The 15,171-nt window shown below is 67.9% G+C and carries 13 protein-coding genes; 7 read left to right on the top strand and 6 right to left on the bottom strand.

What is annotated here, in order from left to right:
* Positions 1-7 precede the first annotated feature (7 nt).
* Both NGK62_RS21820 and NGK62_RS21815 read right to left on the bottom strand, forming a co-directional pair.
* Positions 8-2,083: an ABC transporter permease subunit gene (locus NGK62_RS21820; RefSeq protein WP_251880316.1), complete on the bottom strand. Its 2,076-nt coding sequence runs from the start codon at positions 2,081-2,083 to the stop codon at positions 8-10.
* A 158-nt stretch (positions 2,084-2,241) separates the two neighbouring features.
* A complete protein-coding gene (locus NGK62_RS21815; RefSeq protein WP_251880314.1) occupies positions 2,242-3,264 on the bottom strand; it encodes an amino acid ABC transporter substrate-binding protein in 1,023 nt (340 codons plus the stop codon).
* A gap of 168 nt (positions 3,265-3,432) precedes the next feature.
* On the opposite strand from NGK62_RS21815, the gene NGK62_RS21810 reads away from it, so the two are divergent.
* The 4 genes from NGK62_RS21810 to NGK62_RS21795 all read left to right on the top strand — a co-directional run bounded on the left by NGK62_RS21810 (position 3,433) and on the right by NGK62_RS21795 (position 7,972).
* Positions 3,433-4,572, top strand: coding sequence for an aminotransferase class V-fold PLP-dependent enzyme (locus NGK62_RS21810; RefSeq protein WP_251880312.1), 1,140 nt, complete (start codon positions 3,433-3,435; stop codon positions 4,570-4,572).
* Between the two features lie 37 nt (positions 4,573-4,609).
* The gene (locus NGK62_RS21805) at positions 4,610-5,905 is read left to right on the top strand and encodes an O-acetylhomoserine aminocarboxypropyltransferase/cysteine synthase family protein (protein ID WP_118931955.1); all 1,296 of its coding nucleotides are present in this window, start codon (positions 4,610-4,612) and stop codon (positions 5,903-5,905) included.
* A 3-nt stretch (positions 5,906-5,908) separates the two neighbouring features.
* On the top strand, positions 5,909-6,736 hold the full coding sequence (locus tag NGK62_RS21800) for an alpha/beta fold hydrolase (RefSeq protein WP_223283321.1): 828 nt from the start codon (positions 5,909-5,911) through the stop codon (positions 6,734-6,736).
* Between the two features lie 123 nt (positions 6,737-6,859).
* Complete coding sequence (locus NGK62_RS21795) at positions 6,860-7,972, top strand: acyl-CoA dehydrogenase family protein (RefSeq protein WP_059379695.1); 1,113 nt, start codon at positions 6,860-6,862, stop codon at positions 7,970-7,972.
* Between the two features lie 32 nt (positions 7,973-8,004).
* Here NGK62_RS21795 and NGK62_RS21790 read toward each other — a convergent pair whose 3' ends face one another.
* Positions 8,005-8,559 carry a surface-adhesin E family protein gene (locus NGK62_RS21790; RefSeq protein ID WP_059379696.1) on the bottom strand — a complete coding sequence of 185 codons (555 nt, stop codon included), beginning with the start codon at positions 8,557-8,559 and terminating at the stop codon, positions 8,005-8,007.
* A gap of 119 nt (positions 8,560-8,678) precedes the next feature.
* Positions 8,679-9,368 (bottom strand): GntR family transcriptional regulator, encoded by a 690-nt coding sequence (locus NGK62_RS21785; protein ID WP_251880310.1) that lies wholly within the window; start codon positions 9,366-9,368, stop codon positions 8,679-8,681.
* Between the two features lie 123 nt (positions 9,369-9,491).
* Here NGK62_RS21785 and araD point away from each other — a divergent pair, with 123 nt between their 5' ends.
* The 3 genes from araD to NGK62_RS21770 are packed head-to-tail and all read left to right on the top strand — an operon-like array spanning position 9,492 to position 13,038.
* Positions 9,492-11,222: an L-arabinonate dehydratase gene (araD, locus tag NGK62_RS21780; RefSeq protein ID WP_251880308.1), complete on the top strand. Its 1,731-nt coding sequence runs from the start codon at positions 9,492-9,494 to the stop codon at positions 11,220-11,222.
* A gap of 57 nt (positions 11,223-11,279) precedes the next feature.
* Positions 11,280-11,990, top strand: a complete 711-nt coding sequence (locus tag NGK62_RS21775; protein WP_059379699.1) for a ribonuclease activity regulator RraA — start codon at positions 11,280-11,282, stop codon at positions 11,988-11,990.
* Between the two features lie 58 nt (positions 11,991-12,048).
* Positions 12,049-13,038, top strand: coding sequence for a Bug family tripartite tricarboxylate transporter substrate binding protein (locus NGK62_RS21770; RefSeq protein WP_059379700.1), 990 nt, complete (start codon positions 12,049-12,051; stop codon positions 13,036-13,038).
* A gap of 52 nt (positions 13,039-13,090) precedes the next feature.
* Here NGK62_RS21770 and NGK62_RS21765 read toward each other — a convergent pair whose 3' ends face one another.
* Entirely contained in the window at positions 13,091-14,056 is a 966-nt protein-coding gene (locus NGK62_RS21765) for a tripartite tricarboxylate transporter substrate binding protein (RefSeq protein WP_059379701.1), read from the bottom strand.
* Positions 14,057-14,072: 16 nt separating this feature from the next.
* Positions 14,073-14,975, bottom strand: a complete 903-nt coding sequence (locus NGK62_RS21760) for a dihydrodipicolinate synthase family protein (protein WP_059379702.1) — start codon at positions 14,973-14,975, stop codon at positions 14,073-14,075.
* Between the last annotated feature and the right edge of the window lie 196 nt (positions 14,976-15,171).

Genomic DNA, 15,171 nt, shown 5'->3' with positions numbered 1-15,171 from the left:
GCTGGCCTCAAGCGCGACCGGTCTTGCCTTCCATGGCGCGGGCCGCGCGCGACAGGGCCAGGCTGGCCGCAAAGTACAAGGCGGCCACGGCCAGGTAGACCTCGACGTGATAGGGCCGCCAATCGGTGCCGGCCACCACCGCCTTTGCCGCACCGAGCACATCGAACACGCCGATGATGCTGACCAGCGATGTGTCCTTGACCGCACCCACGAATACGCCCAGGGCGGCAGGCGCGGCAATGCGGCGGGCCTGCGGCCAGATCACCGAACCATAGGCCATGGCCGCAGGCATGCCCAAGGCGCGCGCCGCCATCATCTGGCCGGGCGGTATGGCTTGCAGCGCGCCGCGCAGCACCTCCGCCAGCAGGCAGGCGGTGTGCAGCGTCAGCGCGGCCAGCGCCATGGCGAACTTGGACACGCCGCCGCCCAGCAACATGGGCAGCACGAAGGATGCGAACAGCAACTGCGTCACCAGCGGCACGCCGCGCACGGCCTCGATCAGCCCGGCGGCGGCCAGCGAGGCGGCGCGGTTGTGGCTACGGCGCAATAGCGCGAGCGCGAAAGCCAGCGGCACGGCGGCGAGCAAGGCGGAGATGGCCAGGATCAATGTGACGAGCAATCCGCCCCAGCGTTGCGGCCCGATGGCGGCGCCGCCCCAAGGCCAACCGGACAGCGCGCTGATGGCCGCGCCCAACAGGACGGCGAGCAATGCCGCGCGCACCGCTGCACGCATGCGCGGGGCAGTCAGCGCCAGCGCAACCCCGGCAAGCAGGGCTGCGCTGGCGGCCAGCGCCGGCGCGCGGTCGGCCTGGGCCATGGCGCCGAAGAACAGCAGGGGCAGGTTCTCGCCCACGGCGGCCCAGCATGCGCCGGCCGCGCCCGCGCATGCTGCGGGGTCGCCGCGCCACACCGCACCGAGCAACGCCCATTCCAGCAGGCGCCATAGGATCAAGCCCACGGCGGCGGCCAATGCGGCCGAAACCAGCCAGCCGCGCCAACCACGACGTTCGCCGGCAGGGTTCCAGGTGGGCCGCTCGCCCAGGCGCGCGCTGTGCGTGTCGCCGGGACCGTGGCGGGTATTACGCGCGTTCCAGGCCGACAATCCGCCGCCCAGCGCCAGCGCCAGACCGAGATACACCGCGACGGCCAGCGTGATGCCTTCGAGCGCCAGGCCGGTCTGCGTGATGGCGGTGTTGATCACCGCCATCAATTCCTGATAGCCGATGGCAATGGCCAGGGTGCTGTTCTTCACCAGCGCCAGGCACTGGTTGGCATAGGGCGGCAGCGCCACGCGGGCGGCATAGGGCGCGATCACCAGCCGCAGCACGCTGCGGGGCTTCAGGCCCAGCGCCTGGCCGGCCTCCACCAGTCCGACCGGCACGGCGCGCACGGCCGCGCGGGCGATGTCGGCGATGTAGGCTGCATGGAACACCACCAGGCCTATCGTCAGCGCCGCGAATTCGATGCTGGGCTGCCAGCCTCCCTGCAGACCCAGGCCGCGCCTGACCGGCATGTCGATGCGCATGGGCGGCAACAGCATCCATGCCAGCAGCGCGCCGGCCAGCACGGCATACGGCGCGGGATTGCCCCAGCGGCGGCGCGCGAATCCGCCCAGCGCCAGCGCGATGGCCGCCGCGGCCGCGTAAGGCAGCCAGCCGTGCACGGCTGGCAAGGCCAATCCGCGATTGGACAGCAGCAGGTGCGGCAGCGGCGACCAAGCCTGGCGCAGGTCGGGCAGGCGCAGCAGCAGCCCGTACCAGACGAAGAGTTGCAGCAGGACTGGCGTGTTGCGCAAGGGCGCGATGATGGCGGCGGCGCAGCGTGCAGCCCAGGGGTTGCGCGACATGCGCAACAGGCCCAGTCCCAATCCCAGCAGCGTCGCCAGCGGGATCGCCACGGCGGCCACGGTCAAGGTGTTGACCAGGCCGGCGGCTATCGACATCCAATAGGGATCTTCCGGCGTGATGTCCAGCAGGCTTTCCGAAATGCGGAAACCTGCGGGCTGGAACAGGAAGCCGAAGCCGCCCTGGATGCCGCGCGCGGTCTGCACCGATTCGATGTGCGAGAGCAGGACGGCAGCCATGCCGCCGAGCGCGAGCGTCCACGCCAACGCAGGCAGCCAGCGCCGCCACCGGCCGGTGGAGGGATAAGGAAGAGTGGTCGCAACCATGATGGAAAAGGAGGGGGCAAATGCAAGAAAGGCGGGCTCAAGGCCCGCCCGTGGCGCTCAAACGGCCAGAATCATTGGAACGGCGGCGAGTACAGCAGCCCGCCCTGGTTCCATTGCGCGTTCAGCCCGCGCTCCAGCTTCAGCGGCGTCGCGGCGCCCAGATTGCGGTTCCAGACTTCGCCATAGTTGCCCACGGCCTTGATGGCATTGCGGGCCCAGCCTTCGTCCAGGCCGAAGCTCTTGCCTATGCCGGGGTCCACGCCCAGCAGGCGGCGCACCTGGGCGTCGTTGCTTTGCGCCTGGCTGTCGGCGTTCTGGGCGGTGATGCCGAGTTCCTCGGCCGCCACCAGCGCATTGATGGTCCAGCGCACGATGGCCGCCCAGTTGGCATCGTCCTGCCGCACGAAGGGGCCCAGCGGCGACTTGTTGATGCGTTCGGGCAGGATGACGAAGTCGTCGGGCTGGCTGGCGCGGGCCGCGCGGCTGGCGGCCAGGGTGGACGCATCCGACAGGTAGACGTCGCAGCGCCCGGCGTAGAAGGCTTGCTCGAGTTCGACCAGATTCTCGATGACGACCGGACGATAGCTCAGCTTGTGCTTCTTGAAGTAGTCGACCAGGTTTTGCTCGTTGACCGTGCCAGGCTGCACGCAGACCTGCGCGCCTTCGAGTTCCGTCGCGCTCTTGACGCCCAGCTTGCGCGGCACCAGAAAGCCCTGGCCGTCATAGAAAACGATGCCGGCGGAGGCGATGCCCAGGCCGGCGTCGCGGCTGGAGGTAATGGTGGTGTTGCGGTTCAGCACGTCGATCTCGCCCGATTGCAGCGCGGGAAAACGCTGCTGCGAACTCAGCGGTACGAAGCGCGTCTTCTCTGGATCGCCGAGCACGGCCGCGGCCAGCGCGCGGCAGAGGTCCGCGTCCAGGCCGGTCCAACGGCCTTGCTTGTCGGCAATGGACAAGCCTGCGGACCCCTGGCTCACGCCGCAGACCAGCTCGCCGCGTTTCTTGATGGTATCGACTGTGCCTGCTTGAGCCGCACCGGCCAGCGCCAGCATGGCGGCCATGCCCGCGATTTTCAATTGTTGAGTCAAACGCATGCCATTCCTTTATTCGATGCCGTCCGGAAAGGCAGGAATTCTATGGGCGCGATGGCTAGACGCGAGCGACTATATGGTCATATGGATATAAAAACTAAGCCTTACTCAAATGCGCGTCATATACCTAGAATCCCTGCATACCAAGTTGAAATGACGGAGCGGCGGCGCATGAGCTGGCAGGACGAATTCAGGCAGTTGTTTCCCATCACGCAAGACCAGGCCTACGCCAATATTGCCTATACCAGCCCGCTGGCGCCCAGGGTGGCCGAGGCGGTCGCCGCCTTCTTCGAAGGCATCACCTATGCGCGCAGCGACAAGCCTCGGTGGCTGCGGGACGCGGATGCGTTGCGCTTGCGGCTGGCGCGCCTGATCGGCGGCGACGCCAAGCGTCTGGCCTACACCAAGAACACGACCGAAGGGCTGAACATCGTTGCGCAAGGGCTGGCCTGGCAGGAAGGCGACAACCTGGTGGTGGACGATCAGGAGCATCCCACCAATGCCTTGCCCTGGCTGAATCTGCGGCGCCGCGGCGTGCAGGTGCGGGTGGCGCAGGCGAATTCGCATCGCTATACGGTGGACGACCTTTGGCAGCATGTAGATGCGCGCACGCGGCTGATCGCGGTGTCCTGGGTGCAATACGGCACCGGCCTGCGCACCGATATTGCCGAGTTGGGCCGGCGTTGCGCCGAACGCGGCATCTGGCTGGTCGTCGACGGGATTCAGGGCGCGGGGCTGTTGCGCGCCGACGTGGATGAATGGGGCGTGGATGCCTTTGCCTGCGGCGCGCACAAAGGCATGCTCGGACCGCTGGGCGTGGGCCTGCTGCATGTGTCGCCCAGGCTGCTGGATGCCCTGGATCCGTTGTACATCGGGCCTTCCGGCGTCAATACGCTGGACAAGTCCGGACTGCAATGGCAGGTGGGCATCGCCGATGGCGCCGACGCCCGCAGGCTCGAATCGGGCAACCTGAACTATCCGGGCATCGCGGGCTGGGCTGCCGCGCTGGACCTGATCGAAGGCGCGCGGCCCGAGCGTATCGAGCCCTGGGTGCTGGAACTTTCGGAAGCGTTGAGCACCGGCCTGCGCGGACTGGGCCTGCGGGTGGTGTCGCCGGCCGGTCCCGAATTCCGCAGCACGACGACGGCGCTGCGCGTGCCGGATCCCGCCGCCGCGCTGGCGCATCTGACACAATCCGGGATCGTGGCCAGCATAGTGGAGTATGGTTACGTGCGCTTGTCCGTCGGCGCCTATAACAATCATGCGGACGTGGAACGCATCCTGCGCGCGGCGCGGACGCTTCCCGTCTGAGAAGAATCATTGATAAGCAACCCTTCAGGAGATACTGATGACCGAAGCGAAGAAGCCCCAGTGGCGGCTTGAAACGGTGGCCGTGCATGGCGGTTACCGCCCCGATCCGACCACGCGCGCCGTGGCCGTGCCCATCTACCAGACCGTGGCCTACGCGTTCGACGACACGCAGCATGGCGCCGACCTGTTCGACCTCAAGGTGCCGGGCAACATCTACACCCGCATCATGAACCCGACCACCGACGTGCTGGAGCAGCGCGTGGCGGCCCTGGAGGGCGGCATCGCCGCGCTGGCGCTGGCCTCGGGCCAGGCCGCGGTGACCTACGCCATCCTGACCATCGCCGAAGCGGGCGACAACATCGTCTCGTCCAGCACGCTGTACGGCGGCACCTACAACCTGTTCGCGCATACGCTGCCGCAGTACGGCATCACCACGCGTTTCGCCAATCCTTCCGACCTGGCCGCCTTCGAGGCCCAGATCGATGACCGCACCAAGGCCATCTTCGCGGAATCCGTGGGCAATCCGCTGGGCAACATTACGGACATCGCTGCGCTGGCCGAGCTGGCGCATCGCCATGGCCTGCCGCTGATCGTCGACAACACCGTGCCGTCGCCGTACCTGCTGCGTCCCATCGAGCACGGCGCCGACATCGTGGTGCAGTCCCTGACCAAGTACCTGGGCGGCCATGGCACCAGCCTGGGCGGCGCCATCATCGATTCCGGCAAGTTCCCGTGGGCGGAACACAAAGAGCGTTTCAAGCGCTTGAATACGCCTGACGTCAGCTACCACGGCGTGGTCTACACCGAAGCCTTCGGTCCGGCCGCCTACATCGGCCGCGCCCGCGTGGTGCCGCTGCGCAATACCGGCGCGGCGATCTCGCCCTTCAACTCGTTCCAGATCCTGCAAGGCATCGAGACCCTGGCGCTGCGCGTGGACCGCATCGTCGAGAACACCGTCAAGATCGCCAACTACCTGCGCGAACATCCGAAGGTCGAGTGGGTCAACTACGCAGGCCTGCCGGACCATCCCGACCACGCGCTGGCGCAGAAGTACCTGGGCGGCAAGGCGCCTGGGCTCTTCACCTTCGGCGTGAAGGGCGGCCGCGAGGCCGGCGCGCGCTTCCAGGACGCGCTGCAGCTGTTCACCCGCCTGGTCAATATCGGCGACTCCAAGTCGCTGGCCACGCACCCCGCGTCGACCACGCACCGCCAGCTCAATCCCGAAGAGCTGCAGAAGGCCGGCGTGCGCGAGGAAACCGTGCGCCTGTCGATCGGCATCGAGCACATCGACGACCTGCTGGCGGATCTGGACCAGGCGCTGGCACAGGTTTAAGCCATGACGATGCTTCCCCGCAGAACCTTGTTGAAGCTGGCCGCGGGCCTGCCCGCGCTGGCAGCTGCGGGAGCGGCCGGGGCGGCAGCTCCGGCTGCCCCGACCGCAAAGGCCCGCAACTACGTCCTGGCCCACGGCTCCTGGCATGGCGGCTGGTGCTGGCGCCCGGTGGCGGACCGTCTGTTGGCCGCAGGCCACCGCGTGTACGCGCCCAGCTACACGGGCATGGGCGACCGCGCCCACCTGTTGAGCAAGAGCATCACCATCGACACCTTCGTCGAGGATCTGGTCCAGGTCATCGAGACGCAGGAACTGAAGGATGTGATCCTGGTGGGCCACAGCTTCGGCGGCATTCCCATCACGGGCGTGGCCGACCGGATACCGCAGCGGCTTGCGCATCTGGTGTACTTCGACGCCATCGTGCTGCAAAGCGGCCAGAATGCGTTCTCCGTGTATCCGAAGGCGGATGCCGACGCGCGCATTGCGGCCGCCTCGAAGGCCACCGATGGATTGGCTGTGCCGATTCCCGATCCGCTGCCTGCAGCCTGGGGATTCACGCCGGGCAGCGCCGACCATGACTGGGTCAAGCGCCGCCTGACCGCGCATCCGCTGGCCAGCTACACCACGCCGCTGAACCTGAAGCACCCCATCGGCAACGGCGTGGCCCGTACCTACATCCATTGCACCCAGCCCGAACTGCCGGTGCTGGACGATTCGCGCAAGCTGGTGAAGTCCCAAGCGGGTTGGAACTGGGTCGACATTGCCGCGCCGCACGAAGCCCACATCACGCATCCGGCCTTGCTGGCCGATTTGCTGCTGGGCCTGGCCTGATCCAGCCAGGCCAGGACGGGCGGCTGATACGGTCGTCCGGGCGTCGCAGTTTGAGGGCATCATGCGAGATTGCGCCGGGCCGCCCGCGCTGGCGCATCCCATGACGACCCGCTGGAGACTCCCATGGCCCTTACGCCCGTCCACGCCGCGCTGCCGGCAGACCTGAAAGCCTGGCTGCGGCAACACGCCGATGCCTTGGACGACGGCAGCCTGGACGCGGCGGAGTTGTTGCCGCGGCTGGCCGCCGCCGACGTGTTGCGCCATGGCGTGCCCGTGGCGCAAGGCGGCTTGCCGGGCACGGATATCGGCGATGCCATCGAAACCATTGCGCAGTTGGCGGAACTGTCCGTCGCCGGCGCCTTCGTGGCCTGGAGCCAGCGCGTTTTCATCGAGTACCTGTTGCGCAGTCCGAACGCCGGTCTGGCGGATGCCTGGCTGGGGCCATTGCTCCAGGGCGGGCAGGCCGGCGCGACCGCGCTGTCGAACGCCATGAAGTTCCTCAGCGGCATCGAATCGCTGCAGATCGCCGCGCGCGAGGCGGGCGACGCGTGGGCGCTGGACGGACAGATGCCTTGGGTCACGAACCTGCGGCCGCAAGGCTTCCTGGTGGCGGCCGCGGTCGCCGCGCCTGATGGCACGCCGGCGGTGGTGGCGCTGCCGCACGACATTGCGGGGCTGGAGCGCAGCGCGGACCTGCCTTTACTGGCGTTGCAGTCGACCAATACCGCCGCGCTGGCGCTGCGCGATGTGCGCATCGGCCCCGAATGGCTGATCCATCCCGACGCGCGCCAATACCTGCCCCAGGCCCGGCCGGCCTTCGCCGGCATGCAGTGCGGCCTGTCCATCGGCTTGGCGCGGGGCGCCTTGCGCGCCGCGCTGGAGGCCGGGCAGGGCCAGGCCTCGCGCGGCATCCTGGGCCAGCCGCTGCAAGCGCTGGGCGCGCAACTGGATGCATTGACCGCGGGCTTGATCGAAGGCGTGCGTAGCGGAAGCTTCGTGGCGCAGCCCTGGCGGCTGTTCGAAATCCGCATCGCCTTGGCCGAAGCGGCCCAGCAGGCGGTGCAGCTGGAATTGCAGGCCAGCGGCGGCGGGGCCTATCTGCGGCAGGCCGGCTCAGGCTTTGCCCGGCGTTGGCGGGAAGCGGCCTTCCTGCCCATCGTTACGCCCAGCCTGGTGCAGTTAAAGACCGAACTGGCCAAACGCCAGGCGCGGCTGGCGGCCGAAGCGGCGGGATAGGCGCGCGGCGCGGCAGCGACGGCCGGCTGCTGCTACTTGCGCGGCCCCTTGCCGTTGGCCGGGCAGACGATCTCGCGCAGCTTGCGCTGCACAGGGTCTTGCGTGATGGGCGCATTGCGGATGCCGGGCGGGGGCAGGGATTCGACGACGGGGCCGGTGGCGTTCTCGCCCGCATGGTGCACGACCTGGCTGACGGTATAAGTGCCGGCGGTGCAATTCATGGTGACCGGTTGGGTCACGGAGCGGTAGGGCTGCCCGTTGGCGGCGGAAATCTTGGGCTGGGCATAGAACCAGGCCACGTTCACTGCCCTGACGGCGGGGCGCTCCGATACGACCTTGACCGACGCGCTGTCGTAGAACACGCCTGGCATGGCTTGCGGGTCGAGCGGCAGCCAGTCCGGTTCGGCGGACACCATGCCGCCGGGTCCAGGGTCACGCGGCACGATGTTCACGGCGCAGGCGTCGGCGGGGACTGGGTCGCCTTCGCGTACCGTGACGGTTTCGCAGGCGCCGGGCGGGGCGGCCTGCGCGGGGTGGGTCCAGGCGGTCACGGCCAGGGCGATCAGGAATGCGTGCCTTGCGGTCATTGGTGTTTTCCGGTGGTGGCGCGGGGCGCCGGCGCCAGGCTTGTGGCCACGGCGTGTCCCCGATCATACCGGGCAGGGCGCGCATGCGCGGGGCGAATACGTCCGAGGGGCGGCGGGGCCTACGCCGTCAGCACATATTCCGGATAGCGCTTGCAGATCTCGGCCACTTGGCTGAGGGTGCCCGAAAGGTGTTCCCGCAGCACCTGCTGGGCGCGCTGCGGGTCCTGCGCGACGATGGCGTCCAGCAGGCGCTGGTGGTCCTCCAGGATGCGTTCGGCCTTGCCGGCCTCGGGCAGGTGCAAGCGGCGCAAGCGGTCCAGGTGGCCGCTGTAGCGTTGCGCGAGTTCCCACAGCCGGGTCACGCCGGCGGCTTCGTGCATGTCGCGGTGGAAGGCCTGGTCGGCGTCGATGAAACGCTGGAACTGGCTGCTGGCGTGGCTGGCGCGCTGCAGGTCGATGCTGGCCTGCAGGCGCTGGAAGAGCTGAGGATCCGGGCGCTGCGCCAGCATCTGCACGATTTCGAGCTCCAGCGAGCGGCGCAGGAAATGCGCTTCGCGCGCGGCGTCCACATCGATGCGGCTGACCACCGTGGTGTGCTGCGGATAGATCTCGACCAGCGCTTCTTCGGCCAGCCGCATCAGCGCGTCGCGGATCGGGGTCTGGCTCAGGCCGTAGGTTTCCGCCAGCGTGATGCGCGACAGGGGAGTACCCGGGGCCAGTTCCAGGGACACGATCTGTTCGCGTAGATGTTCAAAGACCTGGGGCGCGGCGTGGCGCGAACGGTCCAGTCTGAGCTTGGTGCTTTGCATCGGGTCGCGTGCGGAGTTGGGCCTGAAGAGTAACGGAGTTTAGCGGGTTTTTACCAGGCTGACGCACTAATGTATTAGTGTTTAAATGGCCCGGTCGCCACTATGAAACTCCGCCTCGCCCCTATGAAACGCTCCTACGAAAGCCTGCGCAGCGCCGCCTGGATGGCCAAGGACGACCTGCGTTCCTTCGGCCACCGCTCCCGCATGATGCAGATGGGCTATGGCCCCGACGACTGGGCGGGCCGCCCCGTCATCGCCATCATCAACACCTGGTCGGACCTGAATCCCTGCCACAGCCACTTCAAGCAGCGCGTCGAGGACGTCAAGCGCGGCGTGTTCCAGGCGGGCGGCTTTCCGGTGGAACTGCCCGCGATCTCGGTGTCGGAGTCCTTCGTCAAGCCGACCACCATGCTGTACCGCAATTTCCTGGCCATGGAGACCGAGGAGCTGCTGCGCAGCCATCCGGTCGACGGCGCCGTGCTCATGGGCGGCTGCGACAAGACCACGCCGGGTCTCATCATGGGCGCGGTCAGCGCCGGGCTGCCCTGTGTCTATGTGCCCGCCGGCCCCATGTTGCGCGGCAACTGGAAGGGCAAGATCCTGGGATCCGGGTCGGATGCCTGGAAGCTCTGGGACGAGCGCCGCGCCGGCAAGATCACGCAGGAGCAATGGACCGAAGTCGAGGGCGGCATCGCCCGCAGCTACGGCACCTGCATGACCATGGGCACCGCCAGCACCATGACCGCCATCGCCGAAGCCATAGGCATGACGCTGCCGGGCGCATCCTCGATCCCGGCGGCGGACGTCAACCACATGCGCATGTCGGCCGAATGCGGCCGGCGCGTGGTGGAGATGGTCTGGGAAGACCTGACGCCGCAGCGCATCCTGAGCCTGGCGTCCTTCAAGAACGCCATCAACGTGGCCATGGCCATGGGCTGCTCAACCAACGCCATCGTGCACCTGGTCGCCATGTCGCGCCGCGCCGGCTGCGCCGTGGGACTGGACGATTTCGACGCCGCCAGCCGCAAGGTGCCGGTGATCGCCAACATCCGGCCCAGCGGCGACACCTATCTGATGGAAGACTTCTTCTACGCCGGCGGGCTGCCGGCGCTGATGTCGCGGCTGCAAGACCATCTGGATCCGTCCGCCATGACCGTCACCGGCAAGACGCTGGGCGAGAACATCGCCGGCGCCGAGGTCTACAACGACGATGTGATCCGCCCGCTGGACCAGGCCATCTACGACGAAGGCGCGCTGGCCGTGCTGCGCGGCAATATCGCGCCGGACGGCTGCGTCATCAAGCCCAGCGCATGCGCGCCGCAGTACCTGCGGCATACCGGCCCGGCCCTGGTGTTCGACGATTACCCCAGCATGAAGGCCGCGGTGGACGACGAGAACCTGGACGTCACCGCCGACCACATCATGATCCTGCGCAATGCCGGACCGCAGGGCGGCCCCGGCATGCCGGAGTGGGGCATGCTGCCCATCCCGACCAAGCTGGTGAAGCAGGGCGTGCGCGACATGCTGCGCCTGTCCGACGCGCGCATGAGCGGCACCAGCTACGGCGCCTGCATCCTGCACGTGGCGCCGGAAAGCTATATCGGCGGCCCGCTGGCCCTGGTGAAGACGGGCGACCTGATCACCGTGGACGTGCCCGCGCGCAGCATCCACCTGAACGTCAGCGACGACGAGCTGGCCGCGCGCCGCGCCGCCTGGACGCCGCCGCCCAGACGCTACGAGCGCGGCTACGGCTGGATGTACTCGAAGCACATCCTCCAAGCCAACGACGGCTGCGATTTCGATTTCCTGGAAACCGCTTTCGGCGCACCCGTACCCGAACCCGAGATCTTCTAGCGCGCCATCCGCGCCCACCCCATTGCCTTCAGCCCCCCCGGAGCCATCGTGTCCCAAATGAATCCTGAAACCCGCGCCCGCCTGGCCGGCGTCAGCACCGCCACCCTGTGCACGGCCTTGTTCAAGCGCGGCCTGCGCAACCAGTTCATCCAGGACGTGCGTCCGCTGAACGCCACGCTGCCCAATATGGTCGGCCCGGCGTTTACGCTGCGCTACATCCCCGCGCGCGAGGACCTGAATACCATCAAGGTGTTCGAGGACCGCGCCCATCCGCAGCGCGTTGCGGTCGAGACCTGCCCGGAAGGCGCGGTGCTGGTCATGGACAGCCGCAAGGACGCGCGCGCGGCTTCCGCCGGCTCCATCCTGGTGACGCGGCTGATGAAGCGCGGCGTGGCTGGGGTGGTCACGGACGGCGGCTTCCGCGATTCGCCCGAGATTGCAGAGTTGGGCTTTGCCGCCTATCACCAGCGGCCTTCGGCGCCCACCAACCTGACCCTGCACCAGGCCTTGGACATCAATGCGCCCATCGGCTGCGGCGATGTGGCGGTGTGGCCGGGCGATATCGTCGTGGGCGACCGCGAGGGCGTGGTGGTGATACCCGCCAGCCTGGCCGACGAGATCGCCGTCGAAGCCGTGGAGATGACGGCCTTCGAGGACTTCGTGACCAGCGAGGTGCAGCAGGGCGCGTCCATCCTGGGGCTGTATCCGCCCACGGACCCCGGCACCAAGGACAAGTTCGCCGCATGGCGCAAGCAACAGGGCCGCTGAGCCTTGCCGCCGGCGCAGCCGGCAACCCCATAAGCCAAACAAGAGGCAGGAGACAACCATGAACACGCAACGACGCGGCGCGCTGGCCGCGCTGCTGGCCGCCGCCATGCTGGGTACGCTGGCGGCGCCCGCGCAGGCCGCCGACTGGCCCGCGCAGAAGCCGATTTCCTATGTGGTGCCATTCACCGTGGGCGGTTCGACCGACGTGGTGGGCCGGGTGCTGGCGCAGAAGCTGGGCGACCGCCTGCACCAGAACGTCATCGTCGAGAACAAGCCCGGCGCCGCGGGCGGCATCGGCGCGACCTATGTGGCCAAGGCCCCGCCCGACGGCTACACCCTGTTCGGCGGCACCATCAGCACGCACGCCATCAACGCCAGCCTGTACAAGAACCTGAAGTACGACCCGGTCAAGGACTTCGAGCCGGTTTCGCTGATTGCCTACCTGCCTAATGTGCTGCTGGTGGACCCCAACCTGGGCGTGAATTCGGTGGCCGACCTGATCGCGCTGTTGAAGCGCGACCCGTCCAAGCGCACCTTCGCGTCCTCGGGCGCGGGCACCTCCACGCATCTGGCCGGCGAACTGTTTTCCAGCATGATAGGCGTGCCGCTCACGCACGTGCCGTACAAGGGCACGCCGCCCGCCATGGTGGACGTGTCCTCCGGCGCGGTGACCTTCATGTTCGACCAGATGACGGCGGCCTTGCCCCTGCTGCAGACCGGCAAGCTCAAGCTCCTGGCCGTGACCACCAAGGACCGCATCGCGCTGGCGCCCGAGGTGCCGACCATGCAGGAGGCCGGCGTGCCGGGCTTCCAGATGGCGTCCTGGCAGGCGGTATACGCGCCCAAGGGCACACCCAAACCCATTCTCGACAAGCTGGCCCAGGAAATCGCAGCGATCCTGAAAGAGCCGGACGTGCAGGAGAAGCTGGGCAAGACCATGGGGATGGAACTGGTCGGCAGCACGCCCGAGCAACTGCGGGACCTGATGGCGACGGAAATCCCGCGTTGGGCGGAAGTGGTGAAGAAGTCGGGCGCGACGGTCGAATAGGCGGATCGGGCGAGCGGGCGTGGCGCGCCCGCCGCCGTTCAGGGCTACGCGTTCAGGGCTTCAGATTGAGCTTGGGCACCAAGGCCTTGAACGCCTCTTCCTGGCGCGCCACGTCGGCCGTGAATTGCGGCAGGTCGGCGTAGGAGGGCGTCAGGTTCTGCTTGCGCATCAAGGCCTGGAAGTCCTGCGATTGCGCCACCTGGCGGGCCGCGGCCCGCCATTTCTCGACCGCGTCGGCGGGCGTGGCCTTGGGCAGGCCGATGCCGCGCCAGACGCTGAACTGCAGGTCCGCGCCTTTCTCCTTCATGGTCGGGACAGAGGGCAGGTTGTCCAGGCGCTTGGGCGCCATGACGGCCAGGGTGCGCAGCTTGCCGGTCTCGACGTGCTGCTGCAGTTCGGCGTAGGCGACCGTGGTGGCTTGCACATCGCCCGCCAGGAGGCCCATGATGGCCGGGGCCGAACCCTGGTAAGGCACGTGCACGAACTTCACGCCGGCCTGTTCGCCCAGCGCCGCCGCCGCCATGTGCGGCACCGTGCCGATGCCGGCATTGGACACGGCGACGCGTTCGGGATTCTTCCTGGCGTCCGCCAGGAATTCCTCCACCGTCTTCCAGGGCGCGTCGGCGCGCACCGTGACCGATGAGGGATCGTCGGTGAAGCGGGCGATGGGCTGGAAGTCGCCCACCGTGGTCTTGCCTATGCCCATCAGGGGCACCACCAGCATTTCGGGCGTCATCAACACCAGCTTGTAGCCGTCGGGCTGCGCGTTGGCCACGTAGGCCCAGCCGATGGAGCCGCTGGCGCCCGGCTTGTTGATCACCACCGTGGGCTGCGCCAGCAGGGGCGGGCGCACCGCCTCGGCGATGGCGCGCGCGGTGTTGTCGCTGCCGCCGCCGGGCTGGTAGGCGACCACCAGTTCCATCGAGCGGGCGGGGTAGTCCGCGGCATGCGCGGCGGACAGGACGGAAACTGCGGACAGGGCGCTGAGGGCCAGCGCGGACAGGCGGTAGGGGCGCATGGTGGCGGCTCCGGTATCAGTAGCCCAGGGCGGAAAGATCCGCGAGCGTCTGTTTGGTGATGGCGATGGTGCGTTCGCGTTCGGCCCCGGCCAGGTCCAGGCGCGGCGGCTTGACGGTTTCGGCGCTGCCGGTGATCAGGTGTTCGGCCAGCTTGATGTGCTGCACCAGCTTGACCACGGTGTCCAGGTGGAACAGCGGCGTCAACGCGGCATAGAGCTTGCGGGCCCGCACGAAATCGCCTTCGACGGCCAGCTTCAGCAGGTCCACCGAAGCCTTGGGCACGGCGTTGGCCATGCCCGATACCCAGGCCGTCACGCCCAGCGCGGCGCTTTCCAGGATCAGGTCGTCCACGCCGCAGACCACGGCAAGGCGGTCGCCGAAGCGCGTGATCAGGTCGGTGACGCGGGTGGTGTCGTAGGACTCCTCCTTGATGGCGACGATGGTCGGCTCTTCCAGCAGCTCGGCCACCAGGTCCGGCGTCAGGTCCACGCCGTAGCCGCGCGGGTTGTTGTAGAGCAGGATGGGCAGGGCGCTGGCGCGCGCCACTTCGCGATAGAAGGCCACGGTCTCGCGGCCGTCGGACTTGTAGGTCAGCCCGGGGAACACCATCAGGCCGTTCACGCCAATGCGCGCGGCTTCCTGCGCGAAGGCGGCGGCGCGGGCGGTGCCGGTTTCCGCCACGCCAGAAATCACCGGCACCCGGCCGCGCACGGTGTCCACGGCGGTGCGCAGCACCTGCAGCTTCTCTTCGGGCGAGAGCTGGGCGTTTTCGCCCACCATGCCCATCATCACGACGCCGCCCACGCCGTTCTCGATCAGGCGTTCCAGTCCCAGGCGGATGGCCTCCAGGTCCAGCGAAAAATCGGGTTTCAGCTTGGTGGTGACGGCGGGGAATACGCCTTGCCATTGAATGCTCATGCTGCGGCTCCTGATGCGTGGTCCAGCCGAAGCAATCCGGCTGGATGATGGTTATTGGATATTGGATCCAAAAATATGGGGCTTAAAAAAACGAGGCTCGGGCCTCGGTCCGTCGCCCTGGCGGGCGGCGGTTTGAACTGGATCATGGATCCAATATACTCACATTAAAAGGGCTGTGGCTACCGGCTGTCTCTCG

This window comes from Achromobacter sp. Marseille-Q4954 (assembly GCF_943737025.1).
GTDB lineage: Bacteria > Pseudomonadota > Gammaproteobacteria > Burkholderiales > Burkholderiaceae_B > Achromobacter > Achromobacter bronchisepticus_A.
The sequence above is the reverse complement of the archived record's forward strand: the minus strand, read 5'-3'. Positions and strand labels throughout refer to the sequence as shown.

Bases quoted from the DNA above. Each gene is read 5' to 3' on its own strand.
- NGK62_RS21820 (WP_251880316.1), bottom strand. From the start codon at position 2,083: ATGGCTGCCGTCCTGCTCTCGCACATCGAATCGGTGCAGACCGCGCGC.
- NGK62_RS21815 (WP_251880314.1), bottom strand. From the start codon at position 3,264: ATGCGTTTGACTCAACAATTGAAAATCGCGGGCATGGCCGCCATGCTG.
- NGK62_RS21810 (WP_251880312.1), top strand. From the start codon at position 3,433: ATGAGCTGGCAGGACGAATTCAGGCAGTTGTTTCCCATCACGCAAGAC.
- NGK62_RS21805 (WP_118931955.1), top strand. From the start codon at position 4,610: ATGACCGAAGCGAAGAAGCCCCAGTGGCGGCTTGAAACGGTGGCCGTG.
- NGK62_RS21800 (WP_223283321.1), top strand. From the start codon at position 5,909: ATGACGATGCTTCCCCGCAGAACCTTGTTGAAGCTGGCCGCGGGCCTG.
- NGK62_RS21795 (WP_059379695.1), top strand. From the start codon at position 6,860: ATGGCCCTTACGCCCGTCCACGCCGCGCTGCCGGCAGACCTGAAAGCC.
- NGK62_RS21790 (WP_059379696.1), bottom strand. From the start codon at position 8,559: ATGACCGCAAGGCACGCATTCCTGATCGCCCTGGCCGTGACCGCCTGG.
- NGK62_RS21785 (WP_251880310.1), bottom strand. From the start codon at position 9,368: ATGCAAAGCACCAAGCTCAGACTGGACCGTTCGCGCCACGCCGCGCCC.
- araD (WP_251880308.1), top strand. From the start codon at position 9,492: ATGAAACGCTCCTACGAAAGCCTGCGCAGCGCCGCCTGGATGGCCAAG.
- NGK62_RS21775 (WP_059379699.1), top strand. From the start codon at position 11,280: ATGAATCCTGAAACCCGCGCCCGCCTGGCCGGCGTCAGCACCGCCACC.
- NGK62_RS21770 (WP_059379700.1), top strand. From the start codon at position 12,049: ATGAACACGCAACGACGCGGCGCGCTGGCCGCGCTGCTGGCCGCCGCC.
- NGK62_RS21765 (WP_059379701.1), bottom strand. From the start codon at position 14,056: ATGCGCCCCTACCGCCTGTCCGCGCTGGCCCTCAGCGCCCTGTCCGCA.
- NGK62_RS21760 (WP_059379702.1), bottom strand. From the start codon at position 14,975: ATGAGCATTCAATGGCAAGGCGTATTCCCCGCCGTCACCACCAAGCTG.